Source organism: Synechococcus sp. H55.11 (assembly GCF_047462475.1).
Taxonomy (GTDB): domain Bacteria; phylum Cyanobacteriota; class Cyanobacteriia; order Thermostichales; family Thermostichaceae; genus Thermostichus.
The window spans coordinates 1-15,404 of sequence record NZ_JANSJI010000275.1; the positions used below are offsets into that span (position 1 = coordinate 1).

The 15,404-nt window shown below is 60.8% G+C and carries 16 protein-coding genes; 10 read left to right on the forward strand and 6 right to left on the reverse strand.

What is annotated here, in order from left to right; translation table 11 throughout:
- Window positions 1-194: 194 nt before the first annotated feature.
- Both NW853_RS11045 and NW853_RS11050 read right to left on the reverse strand, forming a co-directional pair.
- Window positions 195-890: a TPM domain-containing protein gene (locus tag NW853_RS11045; RefSeq protein WP_414333758.1), complete on the reverse strand. Its 696-nt coding sequence runs from the start codon at window positions 888-890 to the stop codon at window positions 195-197.
- A gap of 251 nt (window positions 891-1,141) precedes the next feature.
- Window positions 1,142-2,296 carry an FAD-binding oxidoreductase gene (locus NW853_RS11050; RefSeq protein WP_414333714.1) on the reverse strand — a complete coding sequence of 385 codons (1,155 nt, stop codon included), beginning with the start codon at window positions 2,294-2,296 and terminating at the stop codon, window positions 1,142-1,144.
- Window positions 2,297-2,609: 313 nt separating this feature from the next.
- On the opposite strand from NW853_RS11050, the gene NW853_RS11055 reads away from it, so the two are divergent.
- The 7 genes from NW853_RS11055 (at window position 2,610) to NW853_RS11085 (ending at window position 9,762) form a co-directional block, all read left to right on the forward strand.
- Entirely contained in the window at window positions 2,610-3,605 is a 996-nt protein-coding gene (locus NW853_RS11055; protein WP_414349033.1) for a cytochrome c oxidase subunit II, read from the forward strand.
- Window positions 3,606-3,661: 56 nt separating this feature from the next.
- Window positions 3,662-5,368 (forward strand): cytochrome c oxidase subunit I, encoded by a 1,707-nt coding sequence (gene ctaD / locus NW853_RS11060; protein WP_414333717.1) that lies wholly within the window; start codon window positions 3,662-3,664, stop codon window positions 5,366-5,368.
- Between the two features lie 131 nt (window positions 5,369-5,499).
- Window positions 5,500-6,111, forward strand: a complete 612-nt coding sequence (locus NW853_RS11065; RefSeq protein WP_414349034.1) for a cytochrome c oxidase subunit 3 — start codon at window positions 5,500-5,502, stop codon at window positions 6,109-6,111.
- Complete coding sequence (locus NW853_RS11070) at window positions 6,111-6,260, forward strand: hypothetical protein (RefSeq protein ID WP_414333721.1); 150 nt, start codon at window positions 6,111-6,113, stop codon at window positions 6,258-6,260. The genes NW853_RS11065 and NW853_RS11070 overlap by 1 nt, the downstream gene beginning before the upstream one ends.
- Window positions 6,261-6,381: 121 nt before the next feature.
- On the forward strand, window positions 6,382-6,960 hold the full coding sequence (locus NW853_RS11075; protein WP_414349035.1) for a DUF2062 domain-containing protein: 579 nt from the start codon (window positions 6,382-6,384) through the stop codon (window positions 6,958-6,960).
- A gap of 191 nt (window positions 6,961-7,151) precedes the next feature.
- Window positions 7,152-7,940 carry a type I methionyl aminopeptidase gene (gene map, locus NW853_RS11080; RefSeq protein WP_414333759.1) on the forward strand — a complete coding sequence of 263 codons (789 nt, stop codon included), beginning with the start codon at window positions 7,152-7,154 and terminating at the stop codon, window positions 7,938-7,940.
- Between the two features lie 7 nt (window positions 7,941-7,947).
- Window positions 7,948-9,762: a chloride channel protein gene (locus NW853_RS11085; protein WP_414349036.1), complete on the forward strand. Its 1,815-nt coding sequence runs from the start codon at window positions 7,948-7,950 to the stop codon at window positions 9,760-9,762.
- A gap of 16 nt (window positions 9,763-9,778) precedes the next feature.
- Here the strand turns inward: NW853_RS11085 and NW853_RS11090 are convergent, their stop codons facing one another.
- The 4 genes from NW853_RS11090 to NW853_RS11105 all read right to left on the reverse strand — a co-directional run bounded on the left by NW853_RS11090 (window position 9,779) and on the right by NW853_RS11105 (window position 13,108).
- Window positions 9,779-10,429 (reverse strand): endonuclease III domain-containing protein, encoded by a 651-nt coding sequence (locus NW853_RS11090; protein ID WP_414333727.1) that lies wholly within the window; start codon window positions 10,427-10,429, stop codon window positions 9,779-9,781.
- Window positions 10,430-10,574: 145 nt separating this feature from the next.
- A complete protein-coding gene (murG, locus tag NW853_RS11095; protein ID WP_414349037.1) occupies window positions 10,575-11,663 on the reverse strand; it encodes an undecaprenyldiphospho-muramoylpentapeptide beta-N-acetylglucosaminyltransferase in 1,089 nt (362 codons plus the stop codon).
- A 30-nt stretch (window positions 11,664-11,693) separates the two neighbouring features.
- A complete protein-coding gene (locus NW853_RS11100) occupies window positions 11,694-12,683 on the reverse strand; it encodes a photosynthesis system II assembly factor Ycf48 (RefSeq protein ID WP_414333730.1) in 990 nt (329 codons plus the stop codon).
- Between the two features lie 8 nt (window positions 12,684-12,691).
- The gene (locus tag NW853_RS11105; RefSeq protein ID WP_414333732.1) at window positions 12,692-13,108 is read right to left on the reverse strand and encodes a rubredoxin; all 417 of its coding nucleotides are present in this window, start codon (window positions 13,106-13,108) and stop codon (window positions 12,692-12,694) included.
- A 195-nt stretch (window positions 13,109-13,303) separates the two neighbouring features.
- Between NW853_RS11105 and NW853_RS11110 the strand changes: the two genes are divergently transcribed.
- The 3 genes from NW853_RS11110 to tpiA all read left to right on the forward strand — a co-directional run.
- Window positions 13,304-13,714 carry an FHA domain-containing protein gene (locus tag NW853_RS11110; protein WP_414333734.1) on the forward strand — a complete coding sequence of 137 codons (411 nt, stop codon included), beginning with the start codon at window positions 13,304-13,306 and terminating at the stop codon, window positions 13,712-13,714.
- Window positions 13,715-13,799: 85 nt separating this feature from the next.
- Entirely contained in the window at window positions 13,800-14,483 is a 684-nt protein-coding gene (locus tag NW853_RS11115) for a hypothetical protein (protein ID WP_414349038.1), read from the forward strand.
- A gap of 159 nt (window positions 14,484-14,642) precedes the next feature.
- A partial coding sequence (gene tpiA / locus NW853_RS11120; protein WP_414333737.1) for a triose-phosphate isomerase occupies window positions 14,643-15,404 on the forward strand: 762 nt, incomplete at its 3' end.

The window sequence follows — 15,404 nt, forward strand, 5'->3', positions numbered from 1 at the left end:
AGCCCCTCTCCCAGCCCTCACCCCCAGCCCCTCTCCCAGAGGGAGAGGGGAGTTATAAGCACCGCTGCAAGGACTTCGTCCGAGGAGCGCCAGCGGAATGGCCGACCAGACTGCTCGCACAAGCGGGCCGTAAGCTTTATAAGTGCCGTTGGAAAACCGCTGATCCTCGATGCTGGGAGTCTGTCAAGAGTCGGCTATTGCTGATCCACTGCCGGGCGAGCAATGGGAGCTAGGTAGATCACCAAGGCCCCTGCCAGAAACCCCAAGACATTGCGCAGCAAGGGGATCCAGTCCTGGGTGCGCGTGACCACCGGGCCAATACCGAAAGCCCCAAACAAAATGAACCACAGAGGAGAAATGAGCAAAGCCCAGCGCCAGTTAAACAGCTCCTCCGCATGGCGGGGCTTGCCGGCAAATCCGAACACGATCCCTCCCAAAATCGAGGTCACCAACGTCAGGATCCACTGCTCTTGAGGCAGGCCGGGCACCACCCGGCAGCCCCCCTGGTGAAAACAGCGATCCAAGACGTCGACGGTCTCCAGGATGGCGCGCTGAGTACCGTGCTCCCGCACGTAGAATTGGTTGCCAAAGCGAGATTGCAGCTCAATCCAAAAGGTGCGCGGCAAGATCTCTCGCACGGCATCCCCCACATTAAACGCCAGCAAGTTGCCGCCCCTGGGATCCGCCACCATCAAAACGCTGCGCTCATTCAGGCCCCAATACTCTTTCACTTGCCGGCCCGGCGTTTGGTCAAACTGAGTCAGCACCCGCAGCTTCCAACCGGTGTCTTGCTCTAGCTTGTTCAGGTGCTGCGCCAGTTGGGCTTCTTGGCTGCTGGTCAACTGATCCGCTAAGTCCAAAACCGGCAGAGGCGGCTGAGGCAGCTCCATCGGCACCACCGGCAGGGCCGGTTGCGCCCAGGTCAGGGATCCTCCGCCGACCCCAATCAACAACCCAATGCAAAAAATCACCCCAATGCGGAGTATCCGTTGCCACTCAATGCTCATGCTGACCTCTTTTTTGGCTTTGACGCTGAGATCCTGAGAAGTGATATTAAGAAATGTTTCAAGTTCTTATAGATCTATCATGCACCGGAACCAGCCGTTTGGCCAGCAGGATGCCGGGGAAGAAGCGGTGGCCTTCATATCCAACTGGGGCTAAAGGTGCCGGTGGGGTCGAATTGCTGCTTCAGCCTGCGCATCAAGCTGGTGGCTGGGCCAAAGTCGGGGGGAAGAGCCCGCTTCAGGGCCGGTGGGGCTTCCAGAAGCAGGAGAAATCCGCCCACAGACTTGAGGTGGCGCTGCAGTTGCAGCAGGGATCCCACTTCTGGCTGAACCAGCCAAGCCCGTCCCAGCCCACAGCCGCGGTGCAGTTGCACCTGCGCCTCGGGAAACAGAGCTTGAAACTGCTCCAATGTGGCCAGGCTCTGGTTGGGCAGGCACCCAAACTTGGCCAGCACCGCCTCTGAGCCGGGTTGAGGCAGGGGCAGAGAGCTGGGACTCACTTCCTGCAAAGTTAGCCCTGCGGGGGCCAGCCGCCGCATTTGGGTCATCTGTTGGGCAACCGCTCGCTGCGAGCCATGAAAGCTGAGCCAGGCCTGAGCTCCCCCTGCCCTCAGCCAGAGATCCACCCCCACAGGGTTAACCGGGCCGGTCAGCGCCTGCCGACACAAGACCTCCAACTCCGGCAGGGATCCCGTAGCCAGCAACGCAGACTGGGCTGCTGGCAAAGGATAAAGCCGCAGGGTTACCTGGGTCAGAATCCCCAAACTGCCCAGGGATCCGGTGAACAGCTTCATCAGGTCGTAGCCGGCAACATTCTTGACAACCCGCCCGCCTGCTTTGGCCACCTCCCCATCCGCCCGCACCCAGGTTATGCCCAGCAGCAAGTCGCGGATCCCACCGTAGCGCCAGCGCAGAGAACCTGTATCGGCGGTGGCGATGATGCCCCCTAGGGTGGCCCGATCTGGATAGAGGGGATCCACCGGCCACCATTGCCCCCGCTCTGCCAAGATGGGTTGCAGTTCTGCCAGGGTCATACCGGCTTCCACCGTGACGGTGAGATCGGCAGCCGCATGGTCGATAAGCCGGCGTAAGCCAGAGGTGCTGAGAGCCAGATCCACCGGCTCGGCAACCTGGGCCCAGCTCCACTTGCTCCCCTGCCCCAGCGGCAGCACCTTCCGCCCCTGGCACTCCTTGAGGATGCCGGCCAACTCCGAGACGGTCGATGGGGTTTGGATCGGCAGGGGATCCCCTAAGCCAGATAGAAAGGTCGCCGATGAATGGGGAAAAGACATTGGCGAAACAACGGTGCAGAATCTCTCTAACCCCCCAACTGGCGGGGTTATCCCACGCTACCTCAGGCTACGGGCAACGAGAACCTCTGTTCGGAGAGATGCCTCTCCACCAGAGTCGTGTAGTACGGCCCCTGCGCAGGTCTGCCGAAACTGCCGATCCCTGGAAGATCCTGAAGAGATCCATAAGCCTGAGCCATCCTCTCCGATTCCTGTGAGCTAGCATCTGAGAGGTATAAAAAGCCAAGTTCAATCCGGCAGGCCCTATTGGGCAATCTGCTGGAGTAAGCATCTCTTGCAGTGGGGAAAAGCAGTCGTGAGTGCCCTGAGCAACATCCTTTTGGTGGGTATCGGAGTTCTGCTGACCCTGGCCAGCCTCTGGTACGGCCAGAACCACCATCTGCTTCCCGAATCAGCAGCCGACTCAGCTCCCCTGTTCGATAGCCTCTTCAACAGCACAATCACCATCGCCACCGGGATCTTCTTGGTGGTGCAAGGGGTACTCCTCTACTGCATTATCCGCTACCGTAAGCGGCGGGGCGATCGAGGAGATGGGGATCCCAACCACGGCAACGTGCTGCTGGAGATCGTGTGGACGGCGGTGCCGGCGGTGATCATCCTCTGGCTGGGCCTGGCCAGTCTCGATGTCTATCAGGCGGTGTATGGGGGCGCCGATGTTGGCGGCCACGTCCACGCGGCCATGGCGATGGGGTCTGCCTACGAGGCAGAAGCCGGGGATCCGGGCTATGCTTACACCCCTGCAGTGCTGCCCGGAAAAGAAACAGGCCGGCCAGAGCTGGTGGTTCAAGTTCAGGGCATGCAATATGCCTGGATGTTCACCTATCCGGAATCGGGTTTGGTGGCCGGCGAGCTGCACCTGCCTCTTAACAAGCGGGTGCGCTTGAACATGACGGCTATGGATGTCAACCACGCCTTTTGGGTGCCGCAATTTCGCCTCAAGCAGGATCTGATCCCTGGCCGAGAAACTCACCTAGAGTTTGTGCCCACGCAGCTAGGAACCTATCCCATCATCTGTGCCGAGCTATGCGGCCCCTACCATGGGGTGATGGCTGGGCAACTGATTGTGGAGACGCCGGAAGAGTTCGAGCGCTGGCAGCAGGAGCAAATTGTGGCTGCTCGGGGCGGAACCGGCGCCCTGGCCTTGGCTGAGCGCCACCCTCACCCACAATCTGCCTTTGTCCAAGTTCACCAGCAGCGTTTGGGCCTCTCGCCTGCTGATCTAACCTCTCTCCAACTGCCCAAGGACTCCCTCTCGCTGACGCGAACGGGATCCCTTCCCTCAGCGGGCTAGAGAGCTCCCTTTCCCCTTGACGGACGTTCTGGTGACGCCAGTAGGAGCCTTTTGCCATGACCCAGCTACAGGACAATCCCACCTTTGCCGCCGCCCCCAAAGCCAGCCTGGAGCCTGCCGCCGAGCCTTGGTGGCGCTTTTTTACCTTCTCCACCGACCACAAGGTGATCGGGATCCAGTATTTGGTGACCACCTTTTCCTTCTACTTGGTGGGGGGAGCGCTGGCTACAGCCGTGCGGGCCGAGCTGGCCACCCCCGAAGCCGACTTTCTCGGTTTTGAGCGCTACAACGGCGCCTTTACCTTGCACGCCACAATCATGATCTTTTTGTGGATTGTCCCGGCTTTGATGGGGGGCTTTGGCAACTACCTGGTGCCGCTGATGATTGGGGCGCGGGACATGGCTTTTCCTAGGCTAAACGCCGTCGCCTTTTGGCTAATTCCACCCAGCGGCCTTTTGCTGCTGGCTAGCCTCTTCCTCGAGGCCCCGGCAGCGGGTTGGACCTCGTATCCGCCGCTGAGCCTCATCAGCGGCAAAGTGGGAGAAGAACTCTGGATCCTGAGCATTTTGTTAGGCGGAACCTCTTCCATTCTGGGGGCCGTGAACTTTATTACCACCATCCTCAAGATGCGCATGCCCGGCATGAAGATGGAGGATATGCCTCTGTTTTGCTGGGCGATGCTGGCTGCTTCCATCATCACTCTCATCGCGACGCCGGTTCTGGCTGGGGCGCTGATCCTGCTTAGCTTTGACCTGTTGGCGGGCACGGCCTTCTTCAACCCCAGCGGCGGCGGGGATCCAGTGGTGTACCAGCACATGTTCTGGTTTTACTCCCACCCGGCGGTGTACATCATGGTTCTGCCGGTGTTCGGCATGATCTCGGAGATCTTGCCGGTGCATGCCCGCAAGCCCATCTTTGCCTACAAAGCCATTGCCTACTCCAGCTTGGCCATCTGCTTTTTGGGCTTGATCGTCTGGGTTCACCACATGTTTACCAGCGGTACCCCCGACTGGATGCGGGTGTTCTTCATGATCGCCACCATGGCCATTGCCGTTCCCACCGGGATCAAGGTGTTTAGCTGGCTGGCCACTCTCTGGGGCGGCAAGATCCACTTCCGGTCAGCCATGTTGTTTGGCATGGGCTTTATCTCCATGTTCGTCATCGGCGGCTTGAGCGGGATCATCCTTGCTTCGGTGCCGTTGGATATCCACGTCCACGACACCTACTTTGTGGTGGCCCACCTGCACTACGTGTTGTTTGGCGGCAGCGTGTTTGGCATCTATGCCGGCCTCTACCACTGGTTCCCCAAGATGACCGGCCGGCTGCTGAACGAGTTCTGGGGACGGGTGCATTTTGCGCTGACCTTTGTCGGCTTCAACATGTGCTTTTTGCCGATGCACAAGCTGGGTCTAATGGGCATGCCCCGCCGCGTGGCTCAGTACGACCCGCAATTTGCCGACCTCAACTGGATTAGCTCGGTGGGGGCTTTCATTCTGGCCATTTCCACGCTGCCCTTCTTGGTGAACGCCATCTACTCTTGGGTAGCTGGGCCCAAGGCCGGAGACAACCCCTGGCAGGCTCTAACTCTGGAGTGGACAACTTCTTCCCCACCGCCTGCCCACAACTTCTACGGGGATCCCATCCTGCTAACTGGCCCCTACGACTACGGGCTGCACAGCAAGGAGACTTTGGATTACTTGGCCGCCCAGTTGCAGAGCTTGCGGGAGCTGGCGCTGGCTGAGGCGGAGCCTACTTCTTCTTAGCAGGAGACTTGCCCGCTGGGTATCCATCCTCTGCTCGTCGGGTATTCCCGTCTTGATCTTGGCTGGGCTGCCCCTACAGTTTCAAGAAGTCTCTGGAATTTGGCGAGAATTGATTTTAAGTGGACAGGAATATGCAAGGATCCCTCGCTTCTGATGCCTTGATGGTCGGCCACACTCAGGCCCATGCCGCTCATGCCGAGCACCCAGATCATCGCGTTTTTGGTCTGCTGATGTTCCTGGTAGCGGAAGGCTGTCTATTCTTGGGCCTGTTCATGGCCTATTTGGCCTACCGCCTCACGGCCCCGGTTTGGCCACCGGAAGGGACGCCGGAGCGGGAATTGCTCTTGCCTGGGATCAACACGGCAATCCTCCTCTCCAGCAGTTTGGTTATCCACCAGGCCAAGCCTGCCATCCAGGCCAATAACGTCAAGGGATTGCGGCTGTGGTTTGCCCTCACTGCCCTGATGGGGGCCATCTTCCTGGCCGGGCAGCTCTACGAGTACAGCCACCTGGAGTTTGGCCTCACCACCAACTTGTTTGCCAGTACCTTCTATGTCTTGACGGGGTTTCACGGGCTGCACGTGGCGGCGGGGTTGCTGTTTATTTTGGCGGTGCTCTGGCGATCCCTGAAGCCGGGCCACTACAGCGCCCAACACTACTTTGGCGTCGAGGCTGCCGAGATCTACTGGCACTTTGTGGATGGGGTTTGGATTGTGTTGTTTATCCTGCTCTACTTGCTCTGATGACAACTCCCCCCGAAAAGCCTGACCCCAAGAGAGAATGGGTCGCCCTGCGATCTGGGCTGAGCATTGCCCTGTTCCTGTTTTTGGTGGCGCTGGTTTCCTACTTGAGTCTTCACTTCGTGCTGGCCTTGGTGGACAAGCTCAGCTAGCGCCCTTCAATGGATCCTCCAGCCTCATCCTGTTGCTGCCGACCTGGATTTGCCGACGGCAGGAAAGATACACTGGATTTACAGGAGTTAACACCTTCCCTCCGTCGCCCTTTTTGCCACCATGAGCCCCCTCTTTTGGTTGAGGCTGCCCTCTTTCTCTGAACCTTCGTCGGGATCCCCTGGGCTTTATTCCCGCTCCTACTCTGGATCTCAACTGGGGCCGACCTCGGCCCGCCGGGGTTCTGCCTGGAAGCGTTGGCTGCGCTATCTTTACCTGCGGCTGTTGCGGCTGCAATCGTCGCCCAAGGAAATTGCCCGCGGCTTGGCGGTAGGGGTTTTTGCCGGCTGCTTCCCGATTTTTGGCTTTCAAACCCTGGCTGCTCTGGTGCTGGCCATTCCATTTCGAGGCAATAAGTTAGTAGCGGCAGCAGGAACCTGGGTGAGCAATCCCCTCACCTATGTGCCCATCTATGCCTTTAACTATCGGGTGGGAGAATGGCTGCTGGGATCCCGGACTGTCCTTCCCACCACAGAGCTGGTGGCGGCCACTTGGCGAAACTGGATGCAGTGGGGCCTGGAGGTGTCGGGCACGCTGTTTGTCGGCTGTGCGTTTGTCGGCTTTTGGGGAGCTCTCGTCAGCTATTTTCTGGGGCTGTGGTTGGTGCAGCGGATTCGTCGGCGGCAGAGAATCTGTGAGTGAGTACCTCAACTCAAACCCATCCTGGACGGGGGCAGAGGTTCGAGGTGCTACACGCCGCTGACGCGAACAATTTTCACAGATTAAGTCTAATCTAAGGTCTGATCATGGAAGACATGCGAGCGTTGTTAACAGATCTCAGCCGTCGCTCTCAGCGATGGGGAGAGCAGTTGGGATCCGCTTTGCAGACGGGCATGAGCCAGCTCGCGCAAGCTCCCCAGCCCATTGTGTTGCTCTCGGCGCGGGAACTGGAGAAGATGCGGCGGGCTTGTCGCCTGGCGGCAGATCTGCTCAAGCACCTAGAGCCGCTGGTGCGGCCGGGGATTACCACTCAAGAGCTCAACGACGAGGCGGAGCGCTGGACACGGGCCCATGGGGCCAGAAGCGCCCCTCTGGGCTACCACGGCTTTCCCAAGTCCATCTGCACCAGCGTCAACCACGTGGTCTGCCACGGCATTCCCAGCCCCAAGCAGGTTTTGCGAGAAGGCGACATCATCAACATCGATGTGACGCCGGTTTTGGATGGCTACCACGGCGATACCTCCAAAACGTTCTTTGTCGGACAGCCTTCTGAGCGGGCGCGGCGCTTGGTGGAGGTAACCGAAGAATGTCTGCGGCGGGGCATTGCCGCCGTCAAGCCGGGGGGGAGGGTCGGCGACATTGGCGCTGCCATTCAAGAATATGCCGAATCCCAGGGCTACAGCGTGGTGCGGGATTTTGTCGGGCATGGGGTGGGACGGCAGTTTCACACGGCCCCCCAGATCCCCCACTACGGCGAACGAGGGAAAGGGGAGAAGCTCCGCCCCGGCATGGTGTTCACCATCGAGCCGATGATCAACGAGGGCACTTGGGAGGTGAAGGTGCTTCCCGACAAGTGGACGGCTGTTACTTTGGACGGCAAGCTTTCGGCGCAATTCGAACATACGGTTGCCGTCACCGAAACTGGCGTAGAGATCTTGACCCTGCCTTCCCCAAGCCCTTGAGCCGATCATGAGCAGCGCCCTCGCTCTCCGCCTGCGCCTCTCTTCTGAGAACCTTCTTCTGCTGCTGGCGGCGGCAGTGGGGCTAGGCACGGGGCTGTTGGTGGTCGGGTTTCGCTATCTGATCGGCTGGTGTCGCTATCTGCTGCAAGACGTCTTTGTCGATGGCATCGGCAGAGCCGCAGAACACCATGGCCTGTGGCTGCCGGGATCCTGGTCTCTGGCTTTGGCGCCGGTGCTGGGAGGTCTGCTGATCGGCGCTTTGGGAGCAGTCGTGCCCTTCCCCAACTCGAGCCTCTCCAGTCTGGTGAGCTCCGTTCGTCCTTTGGCGCCTCAGCCCTGGTGGATCCCGCTCAAGCTCCTGGCGGCTGCCATCTCGTTGGGCGCGGGGGCTTCCCTGGGCCCGGAAGCGCCCAGTGTGGAAAGTGGCGCTTTGTTGGGATCCCTGCTGGGGCAAAACCTGCGCCTCTCGCGGGAGCGGGTGCAACTGTTGCTGGCGGCGGGGGCGGCGGCGGGGCTGGCGGCGGGGTTTAATGCGCCGATTGCCGGAGTGTTTTTGGCGCTGGAGCTGGCTTTGGCCCGCACGTTCACCACTTCTGCCGTCAGTGTGGTGGTGTTGGCGGCAGTGGTGTCGGCCCTGGTCGCCCAGGTGGGGTTGGGGGCGCAGCCGGCTTTTCTCTTGCCCACCATTACGCAGCCGGCTTTTGTCTTGCCGGACTACGAGATCCACAGCCTGCTGGAGGTGCCCCTCTATCTTGGCTTGGGCTTTTTGGCCAGCCTGGTTTCTCTGGCCTTCAGCTACACCCTGGAGTGGGGCAAGCACCTGTTCGGCAGTGGCCCCCTGGCCGCTTGGCCGGCTTGGAGCAAGCCCATTTTGGGGGGGGCGATCCTGGGCTGGGCGGGCTTGGGGATCCCGTTGGCGTTGGGGGTGGGCTATGAAACCGTTGAGTCGATCTTGCAGGCTGTGCCCTTTTCCCTTGGCCATCTGGGCCTGCTTTTGCTGGGCAAGCTGTTGCTGAGCGCTTTGAGCCTGGCCAGCGGCTTTGTGGGGGGAACCTTTGCGCCGGCTTTGTTCCTGGGGGCGGTGCTGGGGGCAGCCTACGGCCAGGTGTTGGGACAGGTGTTGCCCGCCATCGCCCTCTCTCCCCCTGTCGCTTACGCCATGGTGGGCATGGCGGCGGTGTTGGCGGCCAGTGTGCGGGCTCCGCTGACGGCCATTTTGCTGCTGTTTGAGATGACGCGGGACTACCACATCGCGCTGCCGGTGATGGCGGCGGTGGGTTTGAGCATTTGGCTGGCGGAGCAGTTGCACTCACCGGCCATCTACCCTTCCGCCCGTCGCGGCCAGGAGCCCAACAAGGGCCTGACGGTGCAAGAGGTGATGGTACCCCCTTCTCTGCTGTTGCAGCAGGATACGCCCCTGCGGGAGGCCCTGGAGCGTTTGCTGCAACAAAAGTGCCATAGCGCCTTGGTGGTGGATGGCCAGGAGCGGCTGCGAGGCATTCTCACCCTGGAAGACCTCGAGCGCGCTTTGGCTCACAGGGAAGCTGGGGAATTGGCCGAGCTGACAGTAGAGCAGGTCAGCCAATCGGCGGTGCTCACCACCTTTCCCGATGAGGCGGTGGCAGTGGCTGCCGAGCCGATGTACGAATACGATTTGCGCCAGTTGCCGGTGGTCTCGCGGGAGGATCCGGAGCATGTGGTCGGCCTCTTGGATCGGGATCGGGTGTTGCTCTCCCAAGAGATCGAATCTGTGCGGCAAGTCCTGGAGCCGGAAGTTCCTCCAGCCCAGGGCAACGGACAAGAGGGGATCCCCTCTGCGTAGAACTCTGCTGCGGGGATCAACGTTGCCGCAAGGGGGCAGAGGGGCAGGTGCGACGCAGCGGGCAGCGGCTACACTCGGGCATACGCGCTTTGCAGATGCGCTTGCCCAGCCGGATGAAGTTGACATGCAGGGAGTAGGCTTTGCCCTTGGGGATCTGCGGGGAAAGCTGAGCAAAGGTGTCGTCGGGATGTTTGGCCCGCACCAAGCCCAGACGGTTGGCCACTCGATGCACGTGGGTATCTACCGGGCAGAGATCCCGACCTAGCCCGAACAACAACACACAGGTGGCGGTCTTCAGCCCTACCCCTTTTAGGGAGAGCAGAAAGTCGAGGGCGCCGGCGTCGTCCAGGTCTCTTAGAAAGTCAAGACTGAGGGATCCCCGTCGCTCGCCAATGGCGGCCAGGATCTCCTGAATGCGGGCTGCCTTGAGGTGGGCTAAGCCGCCGGGCCGGATCACCTGGGCCAGCTCCGCCAGGTCGGCAGCCAAGACGGCCTCCCAGGTGGGAAAGGCAGCTTTGAGGGCGCGGAAGGCACGGCTGCTGTTGTAATCGGTGGTGTTTTGGGAGAGAACCGTGCCCACCAACTCGTCCAGGAGATCGGGATAGAGGGGAAGGCCGTCGGGGGTGTGGGGGCGCTGAGGGATCCCGAAGCACTGCTCTAGCTGCATCAACAGCGATTCCGTCCTGTCGGCGAGCCGGAGCTCTGGCAGCGGGGTTGACGGCTCCGTCCGAGGAGCGCAAACGGCGGGCTCAGGCGGACATTGGGAAAGACCATCCACTCTCGGCTGTACCACGGCTGGCCCTCTGGGGGAGTTAACGGGCAGAACTTTGGCAGATCTCCTGCAACAGGTGGGCTACGGCCTTGCTGGCATTGGGGGGAGCTGTGGCTTGCAAGTGGGCAGCCATTTGGGCAACCACCTGCGGCTGAGCCAACCAGGTCAACACCGTTTGCCGCAGCAAGTCCACATGCTCTTCGGATTCTCGCATGACCACACCCCCACCGCGCCCCACAAAGGCTAGGGCATTCTGATACTGATGATCCTCGGCGGCAAAAGGATAGGGGATCAAAATGGCCGGAGTGGCGGTGGCCCACAACTCCGCCAGGCTCATGGCTCCGGCCCGGCTGATGGCAAACGTTGCCCGCTGCAGCAGGGCAGCCACATCGGTGCGGAAAGGAAAGGGCCGGTAGCGGGGATGGATGGGGATCCCGGCCTCGCTGCCGCCCGTCAGATGCACAATCCAAGCCCCCGCCTCCAACCAAGCTTCGGCACAGGCGGCCACCATGCGGTTGAGGCCCCGTGCCCCTTGGCTCCCCCCTATCACCACGATCAGCGGATCCCCGTCGGGGATGGGGAGATCGGCGGGCAGGGGCTGGGGCCGATAGAACTCGGCCCGCACCGGCGTGCCCACCACTTGGGCGGCCACCCCCGGCAAATGCTCTGCCGCCTCCGCCATGCCCAGCGCCACCACGTGGCAAAATCTTCCCAGCCAACGGGTGACTTTGCCGGGGATGCGGTTGGACTCGTGCAGCAACACCGGCACCCGCAGCGAACGGGCGGCCAAGATGGTCGGGGCGGCGATGTAGCCACCGGTGGTCAGGACGATATCAAACCGTCCCGACTTGAGGAGTTGGCGTACCTGCAGGGTCGCCCGCGCCAGTTGGGCCAAGGCTCGCAGCTTGTGGAGAGGGGATCCCTGCCAGCCAGACATGGCAACCCGGTGCAAAGGGTAGCGCTCCTGCACCAGCTTCCCCTCCATCCGATCCGGCACCCCCAGCCATTCGATCTGCCAATCGGGCAACTGCTCGGCAATGGCCAAAGCCGGAAAAACGTGCCCGCCAGTACCGCTGGCAGCAACCAGCAGCCGCGGAAGCGAAGCTGTGGCCCTGGCGCGTGTATCCACCCGCGTACCGGCTAGGGATCCCTGAGATCGTCAGGAGTTGTTGGAGCTGACATAGCGCAAGAGGGTGCCCCGTTGCCCCAAGATAAACCCTCGGTCGGGGCCGAAAAACTCGATGCTGTAGAAATTGGCGGGGATATCGCTGACTTGCTTAGCCTGCTCCCAGGTTTTGCCACCGTCGGGGCTGTGGATCAGGGTGGCGCCACCCCCCACCACCCACAGGTCGTGGTCGTTTTGATAGGCCGCATTCAAATAGCCAAAGCTGAGGGCCCGACCCGGACGCAGCGGCGACGCCCACTCGCCAGAGGTGAAGTCCTCCGTGAAGGCAATCTCTGCCCCTTGGTTCAGTTTCCAGGCGCTGCCGTTGGGGCCAAAACCCATGTTTTGAATGCGGCGGGAGCTCTCCCGCGGATAAGGCTTCCAGGCGCGGCTTTCTGGCGTGTAGAGAAAATAAAAGCTGCCCCGCGACGACACCGCCAGGTATTCTCCCCCAGGGCCGCGGGCGATGTTTTTGATGGCCCCAATCGGCTCCTCCACCTGAGCGCGCCAGGTCTGCCCGCCATCTTCCGTGCGGTAGATGGCGCCCACATTGGTCACCATCTCGGCAGCCCCAGGGCCCAAAGCCTGGATTAAGATCGGCTCACCCGGCAGTTGGGTGTTGAGGCGAATGGAAGTCCAGTCGGATCCCTCGTTCAGGGTGTGAAGGAGGATCTTCGGCTGCCCGGCCACCCAGCCTTCTGCCCCGGCAAAGCTGATCGAGGCAAGGTAGGCTTCTGGCTCCAAGCTCGACAGCTCCCGCACCTGCCAGTGCAAACCGCCATCGTGGGATTCCAGCAGTGTCGCCTTGTCTCCCACCAGCCAGCCGTGTGTAGGGGTGGTGCCGGTGAAGGCGATGTCCAGCAGAATGTTTTGGGTAGGCACCTCCACCTGCTGCCAGGGCACCACCTGCATATTCGGCATCCGCGCCGCCATCAGCAGCAGGGAGCAAGCAGCCAACAGCGCCAGTCTCAAGAGCTTCAACATCTTGGCCATCACTCGACGAAATAAAAACTCATCAAAAATAAAAACCCCAGCGCCAATCCCAAGAAAATGAGCAGGTTCTTTTGGGCAGGGGTCATCACGTTCACCCCCAGGCCGTAGCGCAAGTTCTCTTGAAAACCCGAAGGCTTGCCTTTGGCTCCCACTGCTTGGAAGAAGCGCTGGTCGGCTCGGCACACCGGACATTTCCAATCGGCGGGCAATTCCTCAAACGGCACACCCGCCGGGATCCGATTGAGTTGATCCCCCTTGGCCGGCTCGTAAACGTAGCCACAGGAACGGCATTCGTAGCGCTGCATGCGCAGGGGATCGCCAAGCTGCGCATCGGTTTCATCTTCCGGCAGCTCAATCAGCCTCGGTGTCTGGGGAGGACGGGGTTGGACACCGGGATCCGGTTGCGAGCCATTCATGGTCAGAGATCCATGTGCATCGTTAATCCCATTATGAGAGGAGTTGTTACAAAAATCTACTCGCTGCTCAGGGTGATGGGCCAATCCTGCCCATCCCAGTGAGACTCATCCGGTGGATATAGGGATCCAACTGGGGGATTCCGTATGTTATGTTTTGGGTATACTGCCCTCAGTGTTGTGCAAGTGGGTGGCTTTATGACCACGCCCCCTCGCCGACCGGCCCTCAATCATGTGCTAATTGTCAAAGATCGACAGGGGCCAAAGGCCTACTGGTTGACAGCCGAGCTCTACTCATTGGGCCGGGATCCGCGCAACAGTATTCGCATTGACTCGCAGTACGCCTCTCGCTACCACGCTATTTTGGTTAAAACCGAATCTCCTTCTTCTCCCGACGGGTTCACCTACCAAATTATCGACGGCGACATTCAGGGCAATCCTAGCACCAATGGCCTTTACGTGGGTGGGCAACGGGTGGAATTTCGGGATCTTGAGGATGGGGACGAGATCCAGTTTGGCAGCGATGCCACTGCCACCTACTCACTGCAGAGCAAAGATCTGGATGCAATTCTCGCCACCTTTGAAAACACCCAGATTGTCGGGTTGTGAAAGCCCGGCTTTCCTGTTGGGTTTTGGCGCGTAAGCTGTTATGGGATCCTCCCTTCAGCTGGTTGGTTAAGGGGGTAGCTAGCCGATGTCAGAAGCTGGAGTTACTCGCGCTGCTTGGGTGGTGGCAGCTTTGGTTTTGTCGGCGGTGCTGGGGCCGCGGGTTGCCATGCCCCTGGGAGGACTGGTGGGGCTGGTCATCGTCGAGCAAGTGGCCTTTGGGGGGCGGATTTCAGGGTTGCTGGGCGGGCTGCTGGATTGGGCTTCGCCGGCCTACCGGCAGCGGGTCATCCGCCACGAAGCGGGGCACATTTTGGTGGCCCATCTGCTCGGGATCCCGTTGTTGGGCTATGTGCTTAGTCCCTGGCAAGCCTTTCGACGGGGGATGCCTGGCTACGGCGGGGTGGAGTTGGATCGGGCCCCGATGCACACTTGGCAGGCTCAGGGAAGGATCCCTTGGGCAGAGGTGGAGCGCTACGGCACGTTCTGGATGGCGGGGGCAGCCGCAGAATCGTTGCACTACAGCCAAATTACGGGCGATACAGAGGATCGGCAGCAGTTGGCAACGCTGTTGGCAGCGCAGCCCTTGACCTCTCCAGCCAAAATGAAGGTCCAAATCAACCGCTTCTTGCGCCAGGGACGAGCGCTGTTGCAGGCCCACCCCCAGACCTATGCCGTCGCCGTCCAATCTCTGGAGCAGGGAGCCGCCTGGGAAGACTGCCTGGCGGCCATCGCTGCCAGCCTGGAACAAGAGACGGCCCAGGAGGGTTAACCGGGGCCCGGATCCCATCGCCGTATTCTGGAGCCGCTTGCTGATAAACTGTGACATACGAAAAAACAAAAGCTGGGATCCCTGCCTATCCATTTGGGTTTCTGCTTTGGGATCCCCTTCTTTAGTTGTCTTCTGAGCGTCTTTTAGGGAGGATCCACCTTGCGTCCCATCCTCATCGCCGGCAACTGGAAGATGTACAAAACCCAGGCTGAGGCCCGCCAGTTTCTGCGGGAGTTTGCTCCGGCTCTGCAAGCGTCGTCCTTAGGAGCGGCTTCACAACGGCAGATCATCCTGTGTGTGCCCTTCACAGACCTGTCCGTGGTGGCAGAGCAAACGCGGGGATCCGGCATCGCCGTGGGAGCACAAAACCTGCATTGGGAGGATCAGGGGGCGTTTACCGGGGAGATCTCCGGCCCCATGCTGGCGGAATTGGGGGTGCGCTACGTGATCGTCGGCCACAGTGAACGGCGGCAATACTTCGGCGAGACAGATGAAACCGTGAATCGGCGCTTGGCAGCAGCGCAGCGGCATGGCCTCACCCCCATCTTGTGCGTGGGCGAAAGCCAGGAGCAGCGACGGCAGGGCTTGATCGAGTCTTGGATCCTAGGGCAGTTGGATCGCGCCTTGGCAGGGATCGATCTGGAGAACCTGGTGATTGCCTACGAGCCGATCTGGGCCATCGGCACCGGCGACACCTGTGCAGCCGCAGAGGCCAATCGGGTCATCGGCTTGATCCGCCAGCACCTGGGCGCCGACCAACTGCCCCTCCTGTATGGCGGCTCGGTCAAAGCCGGCAACATCGACGAGCTGATGGCCCAACCCCAGATCGACGGAGTGCTGGTGGGCGGGGCCAGCCTCGATCCGCGGGAGTTTGCCCGCATCGCCAACTTTCAGGCCCTGACCCCGGCCTCAATTGCTCAG